The following is a 14,967-nucleotide window of genomic DNA, read 5'->3' as shown; positions in this document are numbered from 1 at the left end:
TTGGCTAAGCCAACAGCGGGCTGATCGGCTGAATTCGGCCTATCGAGCCTGGGTGAGCAGGATCTTGGCGGCGAAGATCGAGAAGACGCCGGCGAAGGTATAGTCCATGCCGCGCAGCACCTTTCTGTTGTTCTGCAGCCAGGAGGCCAGCCAGTCGGCGGCAAAGACGACGGCGGCATTAACCGGCATGCCGATCAGGATGAAGCAAAATCCGAGGAAAAGCAGCTTCTGCGTGACGGCCGGGTCGCCGGCGCTGACGAACTGCGGCAGGAAGGTCATGAAGAAGATGATGACCTTGGGGTTCAGGAGGTTGACCCAGAAGCCCGAGGAGATGTTCGAAAGGGTGGTGCCCTTCTGCTCCTCGACCTTGGCGATGGTGAGCTTCGAGCCGAAGCGGATCGCCTGCACCGCCAGCCAGAGCAGATAGGCGGCGCCGCCAGTCTTCAGAGTCAGGAAGGCGGTCGGTGAGGCGGTGATCAGCGCCGAAATGCCGAAGGCAACCAGCATGGTGTGGACGACGATGCCGAGGCTGGTGCCGACGACGACGAAAAGAGCCGCCTTCTTGCCCTGGGCAAGCGCGCGGCTGATCGACAGCGTCATGTCGGGACCCGGGGTTGCCGCAAGTAGCAGCGTCGCGGCGGCAAAGGCGAGAAGGGTCGGCAGGCTGGGCAGAAAGTCCATGGCACACTCGGAAGCCGGAAAGATCTCGCAATCTCTTATCCGGCTTCCGGAAAATTACCAATCAAACCTTCTGATGGCCTCCATTACGTCTGGTCGAGGAAGACCTTGAACTTGTCGGCATAGTCCCTGTGCCAGCGCGACAGCGGCGGCCGGTTCTCGATGATGTCGCCCATCGCCCAGGCCATGCGTCGCTCGTCGACCCCGCGGCTCACATCGTTGTCGGGGCAGAGGATATAGAAATCGCCGCGTGCGAGGCTTTCGACCATGAAATCGACCGTTTGCTCCGGCGTCCAGGCGCCGGCGGGTTTTTCCGCGCGGTCGCCCTTGGTCAGGCCGGTGAAGACGAAGCCCGGGATGAGCAGATGGGCGGAGATTTTTCCACCTTCGATATTACGAAGCTCGTGCTCGAGCGCTTCGGTGAAGACTTTCACGCCGGCCTTCGAGATATTGTAGGCCGGGTTGCCGGGCGGCGTGGTGATGCCCTGCTTCGAGCCGGTGTTGATGATCAGGCCGGGCTCGCCGTGCGACAGCATCTTCGGGCCGAAGACGCGCGTGCCGTTGACAACGCCCATCAGATTGACCGCGAAGATATGATCCCAGTTCGCCTGCGGGCTGAAGATCGAGGTCTCCGGACCAATGCCGGCATTGTTCATCAGCACATGCACGCGGCCGAAACGCTGGAGCACGGCGCGTTCGAGCGCCTCCAGAGAGCCCTTGCTGGCGACGTCGGTCTCAACCGTCATCACATTTTCTTCGCCGGCAATGGCCTTGAGTTCGTCGGCGGCGGCGGCCAGCCGATCGCCGCCGAGATCGGCGATGACGACGCTCATGCCTTGGCCGGCGAAATATTTCGCCGCGGCCAGGCCGATGCCCGACGCGCCGCCGGTGACGACCGCAACATTGGATTTCTTGAAAATGTCTTGAATATTCGTCACGGGCAGCCTCTCCTCGAGCATTGTTCGGACGATGGCGAATATGGGCTCCGCTTTCGCGCTGTCAAACGCTATCGCGCCGGTGGCGCCGCACTTGCCCTTGCGTCACGCGCCAATCTCGCTAAAAGTGCCGCGACACCGGGTTTTCGCCGGCCTTTTATGCAACGGACCTCATCACCATGGCATCATACAAAGACGTGAAGAAAGTCGTGCTCGCCTATTCCGGCGGCCTCGACACCTCGATCATCCTGAAGTGGCTGCAGACGGAACTCGGCGCCGAAGTCGTCACCTTCACCGCCGATCTCGGCCAGGGCGAAGAGCTGGAGCCGGCGCGCAAGAAAGCTGAAATGCTCGGCATCAAGGAGATCTACATCGAGGATGTGCGCGAGGAATTCGTGCGCGATTTCGTCTTCCCGATGTTCCGTGCCAATGCCGTCTACGAAGGCGTCTATCTGCTAGGCACCTCGATCGCCCGGCCGCTGATTTCCAAGCATCTGATCGATATCGCCCGCAAGACCGGCGCCGATGCGATCGCCCACGGCGCGACCGGCAAGGGCAACGACCAGGTTCGTTTCGAGCTGTCCGCCTATGCTTTGAATCCCGACATCAAGATCATCGCGCCGTGGCGCGACTGGGCGTTCAAGAGCCGCACGGAACTGCTGGCCTTCGCCGAACAGCATCAGATCCCGGTCGCCAAGGACAAAAAGGGCGAGGCGCCGTTCTCCGTCGACGCCAACCTGCTGCACTCCTCCTCCGAGGGCAAGGTTCTCGAGGACCCCGCCCAGGAGGCGCCGGAATATGTGCATATGCGCACGATCTCTCCGGAAGCCGCGCCTGATAAGGCGACGGTGATCAAGGTCGGCTTCCGCAAGGGCGACGCCGTCTCGATCAACGGTGTCGAGATGTCGCCGGCGACGCTGCTGGCGACCCTCAACACCTATGGCCGCGACAACGGCATCGGCCGTCTCGACCTCGTCGAGAACCGCTTCGTCGGCATGAAGTCGCGCGGCGTCTACGAAACGCCCGGCGGCACGATTCTGCTTTCGGCGCACCGCGCCATCGAATCGATCACCCTCGACCGCGGGGCCGCTCATCTCAAGGACGAGATCATGCCGCGTTACGCAGAGCTCATCTATTACGGTTTCTGGTTCTCGCCGGAGCGTGAGATGCTGCAGGCGCTGATCGACAAGAGCCAGGAGCATGTCGAAGGTGAAGTGACGCTGAAGCTCTACAAGGGCAATGTCATGGTCATTGGCCGCGAAAGCGAAAAGTCGCTCTATTCCGACAAGCTCGTCACTTTCGAGGACGACCAGGGCGCCTACGATCAGAAGGACGCAGCCGGCTTCATCAAGCTCAATGCGCTGCGCCTGCGCACCCTCGGCAAACGGAACCTTGCGAAGTAAACTTGCCTCGCTTTTGAACTGGTCATGCGCCCGCCGGCTTTGTCGCGCGGGCGTTTTCATGGAAGCGGTAGCAAGCCTCACCTAAACTGAGCCGCCGAAATGGCGGACGCCTCGTCGTACAGACAGACACGCCGCGCTGAATGCTGAGAAAAGATCAGTTCAGCACGTCAACGCCTGTCGTCGTCCCGCTCTCGTCCACGAAATCCGCGGCAACGATGTCAAAGCGTGACGGCCATGTGGCGGAACTCGATTACCAGTGGCGTGGGCAAATTGAACAAAAATAGGGTCGACGCCTTTATCTGCCTTGAAGGGCTACAAAGGCCGGAACCATGGATGTCAGGCAGACGATCGACGCGTTCGAACAGTGGTTCCGAACGTTTGTCTTCAGCGAATGGACACTCTACCAATTCGGGATTATCGCCGTCGGTTACGTCGCAGCGTCGTTCTTGGCATCACGCACGGAACCCGCGTTGGAAGCGAAGGCCAGGCGCATCAAAGGCAATCCGGACCTCTTGCGCGTCATAATCGCCTTCATGCGGCGCTTGAAGTGGCTCTTTCTTGCGGTATGGCTGTGGCTTGCCAACGTCGTTCTCACTCAAAACACCTGGCCGTCGCAACGATGGCTCGTCTCGACTGCCCTGACGCTGACGGCAGCGTGGTTCATCGTCTCGGTACTGACCAAGATCATCCATAATCCTACCTTGTCGCGTGCGGTGGCAATTGTCAGTTGGAGCTACGTCGCGTTGTACGCGCTCCGCCTTGACGGTCCGGTGCTTTCCGCGCTCGATGGCCTGGCTGTCAATCTGGGGGCCGTGCGGCTTTCACTCCTTCTTGTGCTGAAAGCGGTCGTCTTGGCTGTCGCGCTCATCTGGGTGGCGGTTCTCGTCGGCAATGTCCTGTCCCGTTGGGTGCAGAGGTCGGGCGATCTTTCGCCATCGATCAAGGTCCTGATCAGCAAGTTCATAAAAATCGGCTTGATCATGATCGCCGGCGCAATTGCCTTATCAGCGACCGGCATCGACCTTACCGCATTGACGGTTTTTTCCGGCGCGGTCGGCGTCGGAATAGGTTTCGGTCTTCAGAAAGTCGTATCGAATTTCATCTCGGGCATCATTATCCTGCTCGATAAATCCATAAAGCCTGGCGACACCATCACGCTCGGCGATACTTTCGGTTCGATCCGCGACTTGCGCTCGCGATTCGTCTCGGTGATCACGCGTGACGGCAAAGAATACCTGATCCCCAACGAGGACTTCATTTCTCAACAGGTCGTCAACTGGTCGTTCTCCAGTGACTACGTCAGGATCGATGTCGACTTCGGTACGGCTTATGACAGCGATCCACATGAAGTCGCTCGAATCGCAATCGCGACTGCCTCTACGGTCGATCGCGTCGCTAACGATTACCGGGCGCCGGTATGCTGGCTTACCTGCTTTGGCGCTTCGTCGCTTGATTTCCGGCTCCGCTTCTGGATCTCCGATCCCGCAAATGGTCTGACGAATGTCAGGGGCCAGGTGCTGATGGCGCTTTGGGACGCATTCAAGGAAGCCGGCGTGTCGATCCCGTTCCCGCACCGGGAAATCATCATGAGGACGCCTGTCGAGATCAAGCAGTCGCGCCAGGACTAAGCGACGATAGTGAGCCCACCGGCAAATGCCGCGCGGGCCTTATTGCGTCGTGAGTGACGCGACGGCTGCTTCGAGATAGAGCTTGACATCACGGCGACGCGGTCCCCAGCTCTCGGCCCAGAGCGGCAGGCCGACGAGACCGGCTATATCAGGCGCGGCCTTGGCAGGATCAAGCCGGATTACTTCCTCTTGATCGGTGACAGCAAAGCCGTCTTCCGTCTGATCGAGACAGGTTACCGCCAGCCCGGCTTTGACCGCAATACCGCTCCGATCCGAGGTCAGATCATCTGCGATGGCCTCGCGGAGCGTAAAAAGATCAAGCGGCGCGAGCCTTAGGCTACCTTGCCATTCGTTCGGTGCGTTGGTGGGGTCGACGACATTGACGCCAAGGAGCGTGGGAACCTCCCCCTTGAGGGGGCCTGCGCCGTGGCGGGTGGTATAGCAGCGCGTCGCATATAACGCGTCCAACTCTGTGACACCAGCCTCGGCGGCGATCGCGCGTATATTTGCCAGCCCGGTGTTCGAACGGGTGACGTGAGGAAATGCGCCCCGGTTTTGATCGAGGCATAGGCCTTGTGCCGCCTCGAAGATGACCGCGCCGCGTTCGCACAGCCGTCGGTCGGGCCAGAGGGTGACGTGGTCGAGATAGGCGGCGCAATCCGCTTCGAAGCCGGCGATGGTGATTTCGTCAGCCAATACGGCAGCCAGTTCTTCGGGTAAGGCGGCGATGCCGAGCGCGGCGAGCCGTCCAGGCACCCAGCTGTCGCGGATCGAAACAAGACGGGCGTGCAGATCGGGTCGGAACAGATCCTTTGTCGAAAGGGCGAATTGGGGCTGCAGGTTGCGCTCGATAGTCTCGCCGAAACCGAGGCCGCAGCTTCCGTGGCGGGCCGCGCCCCGCGCCAGTTCCACAGCCTGGTTGATCAGGATGTCGAAAGGCGTGGTGATCAGGGCGCGCGGGTCGCTACTGATCTGAGGCTTCGCACCCCGCTCGTTGAGAGCGGACAGCTCGTCGAGAAACAGCATCGGGTGAGCAACGAAGAAGCGGCTGAAATGCGTGGAAGCTCCGGCGAAGCTGCCCGAGCCGATGTGATGGAAGACATGGCGGCGGCCGGCGGGATCGACCACGGTGTGGCCAGCCTGAGCGCCGCCATTGCTGCGAACCACCACGCCCCCCGGCGTGGCTGCGGCAAGGCGGTCGACCATCAGCCCCTTGCCTTCGTCGCCATAAAGCGCGCCGATCACGGCTTGTGCTTGGATACTCATCATTCTGCTCCTCAATGGCCTCGGAGCGTCGCGCCGGGGCAGATAGAGTACCTGGCTTAGAAGAATGGCAGCAGACGCCGGTTCGGGCGTTCGCCGATGGCCTTGGCGACCACTGCCGCCGCCGCGTCCGGCCAGCTCGCGGCCACATCGGCGGCCTCGCGGCCTTCGGTAATTTCAATGATGGAAACTACCAATTCGGCAATGCGCCTGTGATCATCGAGTACGAAGGTTCGGCCGGGCAGCAAGGGTTGCCAGCTCTGCAGCACCCGGTTGAGCCGGGTGGCCGCATAACCTTCACGGATGACGATGTGAAAGACTTCATAGGATCTTTGCGCCATCGCAAGACATTCTTGTGCACTCAGGCCGCGCGGCGGTTCGACGCCGAAGATGCGAGAAATCTGATGGGCGGCCAGGCCATTGTGAATCGGTTCGTCGCCGATGGTGAAGAGATAACCCTTGCGGCCGCGCCTTTCGAAGGCATCGGTCGAGGTTTTGAGGGCCGCGAGCAGGTGAGCGGCGCTATAGCTTTCGCCGTCATTGCCGCCCCCATTGCCTTCCAGCCATAAGGCACGGATCTGGCTGGCAAGCGAGATATCGGCTTCGAACTGGGTGGCCTGCAGAGGGGCGGCATCGGTGAACGCGTCTCCGACTGCTGCGACCATGATGTGCGGATCGGATACCGGCCGGCGATCGTAGATCTCCGATGTCAGGGTGATGAGCCCGCCGCGCATCAGCTCATGGGCGATCATGCCCATCGAGCCGGTGACGTCCGCGGCCAGAATAATCGGAGTCGATTGCGGGTTGTAGGCGCTGTCGCGGCTCTCTCGAGTGGAAAAGCGCGCCGGGTCGAACCGCGGATCGATGCCGGTGGCGCCGAATACTTCGGCTCGACTGCGGCCATCCACATGGCGTGCGTTATAGGCCGCCCAGTCGGCCGTGCTGAAACGTCCCATCCCCATGACATACTCCTTTGCTGTTGCCTGGTAAGCGGCGCGGCCCTTTTGTCCGCCGTCCCGCCTACTCTCTATATAGAATTGCAATTTGCATTTTGCAAGTTGCTATTTGCGAATTGTGATTTCTTCGAGTGGCCGCTATGAGGGATGAGAGGACGGCAGGGACATAGAGATGGCAGGGGCTGAATTCGCACGACCGATCGTGACGGTCGACATCGTCTTGCTGACGCTGCAGGAAGGAAAGCTATGCGTGGCGTTGCTTCCGCGTCCTGGCGAGCCGTTTGCCGGTATTCCGGCGCTGATCGGCGGCTATGTGCACACAGACGAGGACGCCGACGCCGAGGCGGCGGTCCAGCGCATCCTCAGTTCCAAGGCCGGCCTTGAGGGCATATTCTTCGAGCAGCTCCGGACCTTCGCATCGGCGCGACGAGATCCTCGCGACTGGTCGGTATCGATCGCGTATTTTGCGCTGGTCCCGCGGGGAGCTTTAGAAGACAGTGCCAGTACGCTGGAGTTGCGGCCAGTCGAAGCCGCGGGCAAGCTGCCCTTCGACCACAATGAAATCGTGGATGCCGCGGTGGAGCGGCTGCGCGGCAAAGGCGCCTATTCGACCCTTCCGGCGAGGCTGCTTCCCGCGGTCTTTACGATGTCGGAACTGCAGGCGATTTATGAAACGGTGATGGGCGAACGGCTGGATCCAAGTGCCTTTCGCCGCAAGATCAACGACCTGGATCTGCTCGAAGTGGTCGAGGGCGAGAAGCGACAGACCGAGCGGGCCCGGCGACCAACGACGCTCTACCGGCTGAAAATGCCAGTTGCCGTGTTCGACCGAAAAATTTGAACGGGTCGGTCACCGATTCGATCGTGGGGCGAGCATGGTGAAAACATCGGCTTCGGGCGAGACCCCGCAGTCCCTTGACGAGTTGCCACGACCGCTTATTCTGCCTCATCCCCTCACTGCTGCGCAAGCAATGTCTTTCCCGATGCAAATTGGCGACCGTAGAAAATCCGTACCGACAGAACGACGCCGGCGATCAGAACAACCACACCAGCGACTTCGATCGGCGTTGGCCAACGGGCATGCACGACAAGTCCCCCGATGACACCAAAGGCTGTTTCCGAAACGATCAATTGCGCGGCCAGGGCGACGGGCAGGCTGCGTGAGGCAATGTTCCAGGCCCAGACACCGCCTACGGTTGCCAGCAGCGCCAAAGATGCTCCCCAAAGATACAAGCTGCCGGCAGCAGTCCAGCTGAATCCCAACGCTGGCAGCTTAAAGAGGTCCATCGCGGCGCCGACGGGGTAAAAGGCAAGCATCAGTACGCAACCGCCCACCAGTATCAGCGCCGACCACACGCCTGAGGGCATTTCAGGTCGGGCGGCGAGGGCAGCCTGATTGGCAAGAGCGAACCAGACCCAGAGTCCCACGGCAGCAAGCGCCAGCGGCACGCCGACCCACAAGGAGCCGACGGAGTTCAATCCTTCAGCGGTGAATACCGTGCCATTGACTAGAACAAGGCCGATGAGCACCAGCGCCAGAGGCGCCACAAGGGACCGCCATGGCAAGGATCCCTGACGCTGATTGCCAATGACCATCAAGACGATCGGTACCAGGCCGAGGAAGGCTGGCGCAATGACAGGGCCGGCAAAGATGGCCGCCCCCGTTACCGTCAGGAAGTAACCGACATATCCCACGAAGGCGAGCCAAAGGGCCTGCAGAACGTTCCGGAGGGTGAGATGGCGCGCGACGTGCTTCTCCGAAAATAGGATGAACAGGCCGACTAGGGCCGAGACGAGATGACGGATGAGAGCGAAATCGAAGGTGGAATAGTCGCCAATGATGAAGGGCACGATAAAGTTGAGCGAAAAGGCAAAGGCCGCAAAGAGAGCGGCCGACACACCGATATAGAAAGATCTGTCCATAATCTTCACCCCTTTGACGTTGCGCGCTCTGAGCTTTGCCTCCGTCACGCCGAATTTTCTGATCGAATAGCTGGAATTTACTGGCCGAGAGCCTTGGCCGGTACTTGGTGAAAATGAGAGCCACCCTCTCGATGCTCATCGATCGGGCGTCGTGTGCGGTGCGCCCCAGCGGCCGTCGCGCTAGAGGAATACGCTTCAATCGAACAGCCGCAACGCCTATCCAGCAGAACCGATTTTTCATATCCTCGATCATCACGGCTTCTAATCGTCGGGGCGTTATGGATCGGCTTGATGCAATGCGGGTTCTGCTTGCGGTGGTTGATGCCGGGAGCTTGTCGGCGGGCAGTCGGAAGCTGAACGCCCCGCTGCCGAGCGTCAGCCGCAAGGTCGCCGATCTGGAGCGATATCTCGGCACCAACCTCATCATCCGAACAAGCCGCAACCTTCAGCTCACAGATGCTGGTCGCGACTATGTCGAGGCGGCGCGCAAGATTATCGCCGATCTGGAGGAGGTCGAACGCAGGGCATCGGGCGAGTATCAGATGCCGCGGGGGCTGTTGACCATCACGATGCCGATCGAATTCGGCCACCGCTATGTTCTGCCGATCGCACTTGAGTTCGCGAACAAGCATCCGGAGGTGACGCTGAACATTCTTTCACTCGACACTTCCGTTCATCTGATCAATGAGCAGGTCGACGTCGCTATCCGACTTGGTGAGTTGGTCGACAGTTCGCTCTACGCCGTCAAGGCCGGCGAGTTCCGTCTGCTGACCTGCGCCAGCCCGGCCTATCTGGAACGGCATGGCATGCCGCAGCATCCCACCGAGCTCGCCAATCACGATGGGATCATGTTTCACAAGCGGTCGTTCTTTTGGAGTTTCGAGATCGACGGAAAGACCGTCGAGGTCATGCCACGCAGCCGAATTGAGGTGAACACGGCGGCCAATTGCGTTGCCGCCGCACTGAATGGGGTCGGGATCGCCCGCCTGTTCGACTACCAAGTTCCGGAGGAGGTGTCCTCGGGCGCGCTCGTGCAGATCTTGAAGGAGTATGACGGCGAGCCCAAGCCGATCCACATCGTCTATTTGCGTCAGGGCTTACTCGCTCTGAAGGTGCGCGCCTTCATCGATTGGGCGCTCCCCCGGCTTCGCGCGGCTTGCGGCAGCTATGGCGATGTGCCGTCACCGAAATGAAGCGCCTACTTCTTTGACGATGGCCGCGGCGAAGCGTGGCCATCGTCACATTGATGGTTGCTCTTCCGCGTCACGGATAACGCGATCGATTTGCGCCTGAAGGCGAGGACCGATCAGCAGGATGGCGGGGATGACGATGAGATAGGCAATGCTCCACGAGCGCAGCCATGTCAGGACGAAACCCTTCGAGAATCCCAGATTGAGCGCGAGCAGCGTGAAAGAGATAAGCCCTGTCGTCACGACTCCCATCGACAGAGCGAAGACGATCTTGCGTTTGAAATGCGTGTTCATGTCGGTCTCCCGGACGGATGTGAAAGTGGGATCGCTTCAGCGGTCGCGATTTCGGTTTGGTGCCCTAAAGATCGCGTAACTCCGGCACCGGCGGTAGCGAGAGAAAATGAGAGGCTCACTCTCGCTTCTACTCGCTACCGGGGTGGTATTCCGAGGCTCATCTTCCCATCATCGCAGTCCAACACCCATTGATCCTGGGCGCGCAAGTCGGCCGCCGCAACACCGCCGGCTGAAATCCGGCAAGGAGTATCCGAATGTCGACAGTCATCTACACAGGTAAAACCAGCACGGCCGGCGGGCGCGACGGCGCGTCGCGCAGCTCCGATGGACGTCTCGACGTGACATTGTCCCCGCCCGGTTCCTCGGGTGTAGGCACCAATCCCGAGCAGCTCTTCGCTGCGGGTTGGTCCGCCCGTTTCCTCGGCGCGATCGGAAGAGCCGCCGCGGAGCGCCAGCTTCGCGTGCCCGCCGCCGATGCCATCAATGCCGAGATCGACTTGGTCTCGAATGACGGCGGCTATCTGCTGCAGGCGCGGCTGAATGCGAAGCTGCCGGGCATCGAGCCGGATCTCGCTAGGTCTCTGGTCGGGCGTGCCCACCAGCTCTGCCCTTATTCCGAGGCCACCCGCGGCAATATCGCCGTCGAACTCAACGTCGCTTGATCTGTCTCCGATTTAAGCGTTCCAACCCGATATCGCGCCAGCGTCCCGAGAAGATGTGGGCCAGGACCGGCGCGAACACCAGAGGATATTGTCATGACCACGATCGCAAAAGCCTTCGCAGCGGCAGCTTTACTGCTTGCCGCTGGCACGCCCATCCACGCGCAAACGGCAACGCAGTTCCTTCCCATCAAGAATGAGCCCGCACCCAAACTCGTCGTGGATCAGCCGCTTCCGGGACCGCTCGCGGCGAGAGCGGTGGCCATCATTCCGTATCGAACCGAAAATTTCCGCATCCTGCCGATCTTTGGCGCCAGCGCCAGCGACGTCTCGCCGAGGGCCGGTCACCTTCATGTCAGCATCGACGGCCTGCCTTGGCGGTGGGCCGATGCGGGCGGCACCGGCGCTATCGTCCTCACCGCCCTGCCGCCAGGCGAGCACAAGGTGCTCATCGAAATGGCCACGCCGGAACATGAAGTGCTGGGCGGAAAGGTCGTGAAGTTTATCGTACCGGTAATCAACAGCGCGCATCATTAGAGCCAATTCGGTGATGGCTACTAAAGCTGGAAGCCGCCGCCATGCCCTTGACGGATGCCGGGGATGACTTACTCTGCCTCGATCACCTCGGAGCATTTCCATGACGCAGCCCCTGCTCTTCGGCGCCTTCCTGGCGGCGCTCTTCTACGTGCTCATCCCCGGACCCGCTTTCCTGCAGCTGCTCGGCATCGGCGCCGGGCAGGGGCGCAAGGCCGGGGCCTTCTTCATGATGGGGCATCTGGTCGGAGATCTGATCTGGTCGTCGCTGGCGCTGATCGCGATCGTCGGCGCGAAGACGATCGGCACCTTCATCTTCGATCTGCTCGGCCTCGCTTGCGGTTTCTATCTTGCCTGGATCGGCTGGAGCGCGGTCAACGCAAAGCCGAAAGCGGAAGGGCGGTCGCTGGTCGTGGTCGAGCGGCCGTTCCGGCGCGGCCTGATCTTCGGTGTCACCAATCCGAAGGGGTATCCGGTGGCGCTCGCCACCTTCACGGCGCTGGTTGCGGGCTCCGCCGGCGCGCTCGATTTCGAGGCGCTGCCGGCGCTTCTCGGCGTGTCCTTCGTGGGTTTCGTGACTGCCGACATCATCTTGATCGGCATTATCGGTGCCGGCGCGGTGCGACGCTTCTATCGCGCCCATGAACGGCTGATCGTGCGCTGCTCCGGCGTCCTCTTCATGGGTTTTGCCGCCCAGGCGCTATGGCACGCGACGCCCGGCCTCATCGGCTGGCGCAAGGCCTGATTCAGCCGTCCAGGAAATTGACGACCGATTTCAGCGTCTGAACGTCGCTGGGATCGCCGATCGACATGGCGACCTGCAGCTGGTTCTTGTAGTAATCGAGGAAATTGAAGCTCGTGCCGTCGGTAACGTTGGAGAGGTCGATAACATTGCCGAGCGGATCGATCGCATGCATCGGCAACGGCTCGGAGATCGCGGCGTAGGTGCTCTGATCGATCACGCCGCTGTCGAAGCTTTGGCGCGCGTAGGAGCGCAACTCTCCGGGGCTGACGGCAGTAAAATCGAGCCCCTCATCGAGGCCGCCTTCGATCTGGAACGAGACGGGGGTCGGAGCCTTTGTCTCGATGTGAATATCGGCAGTCTTCGAACTTTTTGCGTTATTAGGGTTGTTTTTAAATAGCAAACTCTGAGAAGACCGCAGGGAAAAAATTTCCATGACGCATGTCCCCTGGCAGGAAGATCACCCGGAAACTAGCGCTTGCGCCTGATTCGCGTCAATCGTTAACAAATGGTTAATTTTTACGCGTCAATTTTTGTCCACCAGATTTTACGGATGTCCACCGGCAGGCGAGGCAAAAGGCCAGCCTGCGACATACCAATTGTCAGGCCGCTCTCCTATATTGACGATCCATTCGCATGCCAAAAAGGAATTCTCCGATGCCTTCTCTCCATGATTTCAATCCGGCGCTCACCAACTGGGACGGCCTGCACGGCCTGCCGCGTTTCGACGCCATCGATGACAGCGATTTTGCTGCCGCCTTCGATGCGGCGCTGGCCGCGCATGAACAGGAGATCGACGAGATCGTCGGGAACAGCGATCAGCCGACCTTCGACAATACGGTCACGGCACTGGAGATTGCCGGCGATGCGCTGTCGCGCGTTTCGGCGCTGTTCTGGAACAAGGCGGGTGCGCATACCAATGATGTGATCCAGGCGCTGGAGCGGGAGATCTCGCCGAAGATGTCGCGCCACTATTCGAAGATCGGCATGAATGCCGCGCTTTTTGCCCGCATCGATACGCTCTGGCAGAAGCGCGAGAGCCTTGGCCTGACGTTGGAACAGACGCGGGTGTTGGAACGCCATTGGAAGGGCTTCGTCAAATCGGGCGCCAAGCTCGAGAAGGCCGAGCAGGAGAAGCTTGCCGAGATCAACGAAAGGCTTGCCGGCCTCGGGACGCAATTCGGCCAGAATGTGCTGGCCGACGAAAAGGCCTGGGCCTTGGTGCTTTCCGATGGGCCAGAGCTCGACGGGTTGCCGGAATTCCTGCGCGACGCGATGGCTGCGGCGGCGCGCGAGCGCGGCGAGGAGGGCAGATTTGCGGTGACATTGTCACGTTCGATCATCGAGCCGTTCCTCACCTTCTCGGAGCGCCGAGATTTGCGCGAGCAGGCCTTCAAGGCCTGGGTGGCGCGCGGCGAAAACGGCGGAGAGACGGACAATCGCGCAGTCATTCGGGAAACGCTGGCGCTGCGCCATCAGGTTGCGAGCTTGCTCGGCTACGGCAATTTCGCCGAGCTGAAGCTCGACAACACCATGGCGAAGACGGCCGAAGCGGTGAACGGCCTGCTGAAAGCGGTCTGGGCGCGGGCGGTGAAGCGCGCCGGCGAGGAAGAGATCGATATCGCGGCGCTGATCGCCGAAGAGGGCCGGAACCACGAGGTGATGCCTTGGGACTGGCGCCACTATTCCGAGAAGATCCGGGCCCGGAAGTTCGATTTCTCCGAGGCCGAGCTCAAGCCTTATCTGCAGCTCGAGAAGATCATCGAGGCCTGCTTCGACGTCGCCGGCCGGCTGTTCGGCATCCGTGCGGTCGAGAAGAAGGGCGTCGCCGCCTATCACCCTGACGTCAGAGTGTTCGAAATCAGGGACCGCGAGGACAGGCTGGTCGCCCTGTTCCTCGGCGACTATTTCGCCCGCGGTTCGAAACGGTCCGGCGCCTGGATGAGCTCGCTGCAATCGCAGCACAAGCTCAAACTGAAGAACGGCCGCCACGGCGAATTGCCGATCATCTACAATGTCTGCAATTTCGCCAAGCCGGCCGAGGGCAAGCCGGCGCTGCTGTCGCTCGACGATGCCCGCACACTGTTCCACGAATTCGGCCATGCGCTGCATGGCATGCTTTCTGATGTCACCTATCCCTCGGTTTCCGGCACCAGCGTCTCGCGCGATTTCGTGGAACTGCCGTCGCAGCTCTACGAACATTGGCTGACGGTGCCCGCCATCCTCAAAGAATACGCCGTGCATTTCGAAACCGGCGAGCCGATGCCGCAGACCCTGCTCGACAAGGTGCTGGCGGCCCGCACCTTCAATGCCGGCTTCAACACCGTCGAGTTCACCTCGTCGGCGCTGGTCGACATGGCCTTCCATACGCGCGAGGTGGTCGAGGACCCGATGGCGGTGCAGGCGGAGGTGCTGGCTGAGATCGACATGCCGAGTTCTATCGTCATGCGCCATGCGACACCGCACTTCCAGCACGTCTTCTCCGGCGGCTATTCGGCCGGCTACTATTCCTACATGTGGTCCGAGGTGCTCGACGCCGACGCCTTCGCCGCCTTCGAGGAGACGGGGGACGCCTTCAACGGCGAGATGGCGAAAAGGCTAAAGGAAAACATCTATTCCGTCGGCGGCTCGGTCGATCCGGAGGATGCCTACAAGGCCTTCCGCGGCAAGCTGCCGAGCCCGGATGCGATGCTCGTCAAAAAGGGACTTTCGACCTTCGAGGAATTGACAGGCAGCGACGCCTAAGACAATTTGATGACAAG

General features: G+C 60.8%; 15 protein-coding genes. 8 read left to right on the top strand and 7 right to left on the bottom strand.

What is annotated here, in order from left to right; genetic code table 11:
- Window positions 1–39: 39 nt before the first annotated feature.
- Entirely contained in the window at window positions 40–681 is a 642-nt protein-coding gene (locus GGI60_RS17990) for a LysE family translocator (RefSeq protein ID WP_183917371.1), read from the bottom strand.
- Window positions 682–764: 83 nt separating this feature from the next.
- On the bottom strand, window positions 765–1,616 hold the full coding sequence (locus tag GGI60_RS17985; protein ID WP_183917369.1) for an SDR family NAD(P)-dependent oxidoreductase: 852 nt from the start codon (window positions 1,614–1,616) through the stop codon (window positions 765–767).
- 176 nt (window positions 1,617–1,792) lie between these two features.
- Here GGI60_RS17985 and GGI60_RS17980 point away from each other — a divergent pair, with 176 nt between their 5' ends.
- Window positions 1,793–3,016: an argininosuccinate synthase gene (locus GGI60_RS17980; RefSeq protein WP_038692790.1), complete on the top strand. Its 1,224-nt coding sequence runs from the start codon at window positions 1,793–1,795 to the stop codon at window positions 3,014–3,016.
- Between the two features lie 329 nt (window positions 3,017–3,345).
- A complete protein-coding gene (locus GGI60_RS17975; protein ID WP_183917367.1) occupies window positions 3,346–4,644 on the top strand; it encodes a mechanosensitive ion channel family protein in 1,299 nt (432 codons plus the stop codon).
- Window positions 4,645–4,683: 39 nt separating this feature from the next.
- Here the strand turns inward: GGI60_RS17975 and GGI60_RS17970 are convergent, their stop codons facing one another.
- Together GGI60_RS17970 and GGI60_RS17965 are read right to left on the bottom strand one after the other, a co-directional pair.
- On the bottom strand, window positions 4,684–5,910 hold the full coding sequence (locus tag GGI60_RS17970) for an adenylosuccinate synthetase (RefSeq protein WP_183934843.1): 1,227 nt from the start codon (window positions 5,908–5,910) through the stop codon (window positions 4,684–4,686).
- 56 nt (window positions 5,911–5,966) lie between these two features.
- On the bottom strand, window positions 5,967–6,869 hold the full coding sequence (locus tag GGI60_RS17965) for a hypothetical protein (protein ID WP_183917363.1): 903 nt from the start codon (window positions 6,867–6,869) through the stop codon (window positions 5,967–5,969).
- A gap of 166 nt (window positions 6,870–7,035) precedes the next feature.
- Between GGI60_RS17965 and GGI60_RS17960 the strand changes: the two genes are divergently transcribed.
- Window positions 7,036–7,704 (top strand): NUDIX hydrolase, encoded by a 669-nt coding sequence (locus GGI60_RS17960; RefSeq protein ID WP_183917361.1) that lies wholly within the window; start codon window positions 7,036–7,038, stop codon window positions 7,702–7,704.
- 113 nt (window positions 7,705–7,817) lie between these two features.
- Here the strand turns inward: GGI60_RS17960 and GGI60_RS17955 are convergent, their stop codons facing one another.
- Window positions 7,818–8,786, bottom strand: coding sequence for a DMT family transporter (locus GGI60_RS17955; protein ID WP_183917708.1), 969 nt, complete (start codon window positions 8,784–8,786; stop codon window positions 7,818–7,820).
- Between the two features lie 278 nt (window positions 8,787–9,064).
- On the opposite strand from GGI60_RS17955, the gene GGI60_RS17950 reads away from it, so the two are divergent.
- On the top strand, window positions 9,065–9,979 hold the full coding sequence (locus tag GGI60_RS17950) for a LysR family transcriptional regulator (RefSeq protein WP_183917359.1): 915 nt from the start codon (window positions 9,065–9,067) through the stop codon (window positions 9,977–9,979).
- Window positions 9,980–10,024: 45 nt separating this feature from the next.
- On the opposite strand, the gene GGI60_RS17945 is transcribed toward GGI60_RS17950, so the two are convergent.
- Entirely contained in the window at window positions 10,025–10,270 is a 246-nt protein-coding gene (locus GGI60_RS17945) for a DUF2798 domain-containing protein (RefSeq protein ID WP_183917357.1), read from the bottom strand.
- 254 nt (window positions 10,271–10,524) lie between these two features.
- Here GGI60_RS17945 and GGI60_RS17940 point away from each other — a divergent pair, with 254 nt between their 5' ends.
- From GGI60_RS17940 to GGI60_RS17930, 3 genes are all read left to right on the top strand, one after another.
- Complete coding sequence (locus tag GGI60_RS17940) at window positions 10,525–10,932, top strand: organic hydroperoxide resistance protein (RefSeq protein WP_183917355.1); 408 nt, start codon at window positions 10,525–10,527, stop codon at window positions 10,930–10,932.
- A 93-nt stretch (window positions 10,933–11,025) separates the two neighbouring features.
- On the top strand, window positions 11,026–11,466 hold the full coding sequence (locus tag GGI60_RS17935) for a DUF6130 family protein (RefSeq protein ID WP_183917353.1): 441 nt from the start codon (window positions 11,026–11,028) through the stop codon (window positions 11,464–11,466).
- Window positions 11,467–11,566: 100 nt separating this feature from the next.
- Window positions 11,567–12,208, top strand: coding sequence for a LysE family translocator (locus GGI60_RS17930; RefSeq protein ID WP_183917351.1), 642 nt, complete (start codon window positions 11,567–11,569; stop codon window positions 12,206–12,208).
- Window position 12,209: 1 nt separating this feature from the next.
- Here GGI60_RS17930 and GGI60_RS17925 read toward each other — a convergent pair whose 3' ends face one another.
- Complete coding sequence (locus GGI60_RS17925) at window positions 12,210–12,641, bottom strand: hypothetical protein (protein WP_183917349.1); 432 nt, start codon at window positions 12,639–12,641, stop codon at window positions 12,210–12,212.
- A gap of 221 nt (window positions 12,642–12,862) precedes the next feature.
- Between GGI60_RS17925 and GGI60_RS17920 the strand changes: the two genes are divergently transcribed.
- Entirely contained in the window at window positions 12,863–14,950 is a 2,088-nt protein-coding gene (locus GGI60_RS17920; RefSeq protein ID WP_183917348.1) for a M3 family metallopeptidase, read from the top strand.
- Window positions 14,951–14,967 lie beyond the last annotated feature (17 nt).

It is taken from the genome of Rhizobium lentis (assembly GCF_014200175.1).
Lineage (GTDB): Bacteria > Pseudomonadota > Alphaproteobacteria > Rhizobiales > Rhizobiaceae > Rhizobium > Rhizobium mulingense.
Note: the sequence above shows the minus strand (reverse complement) of the source record. Positions and strands in the feature narration are given on the sequence as shown.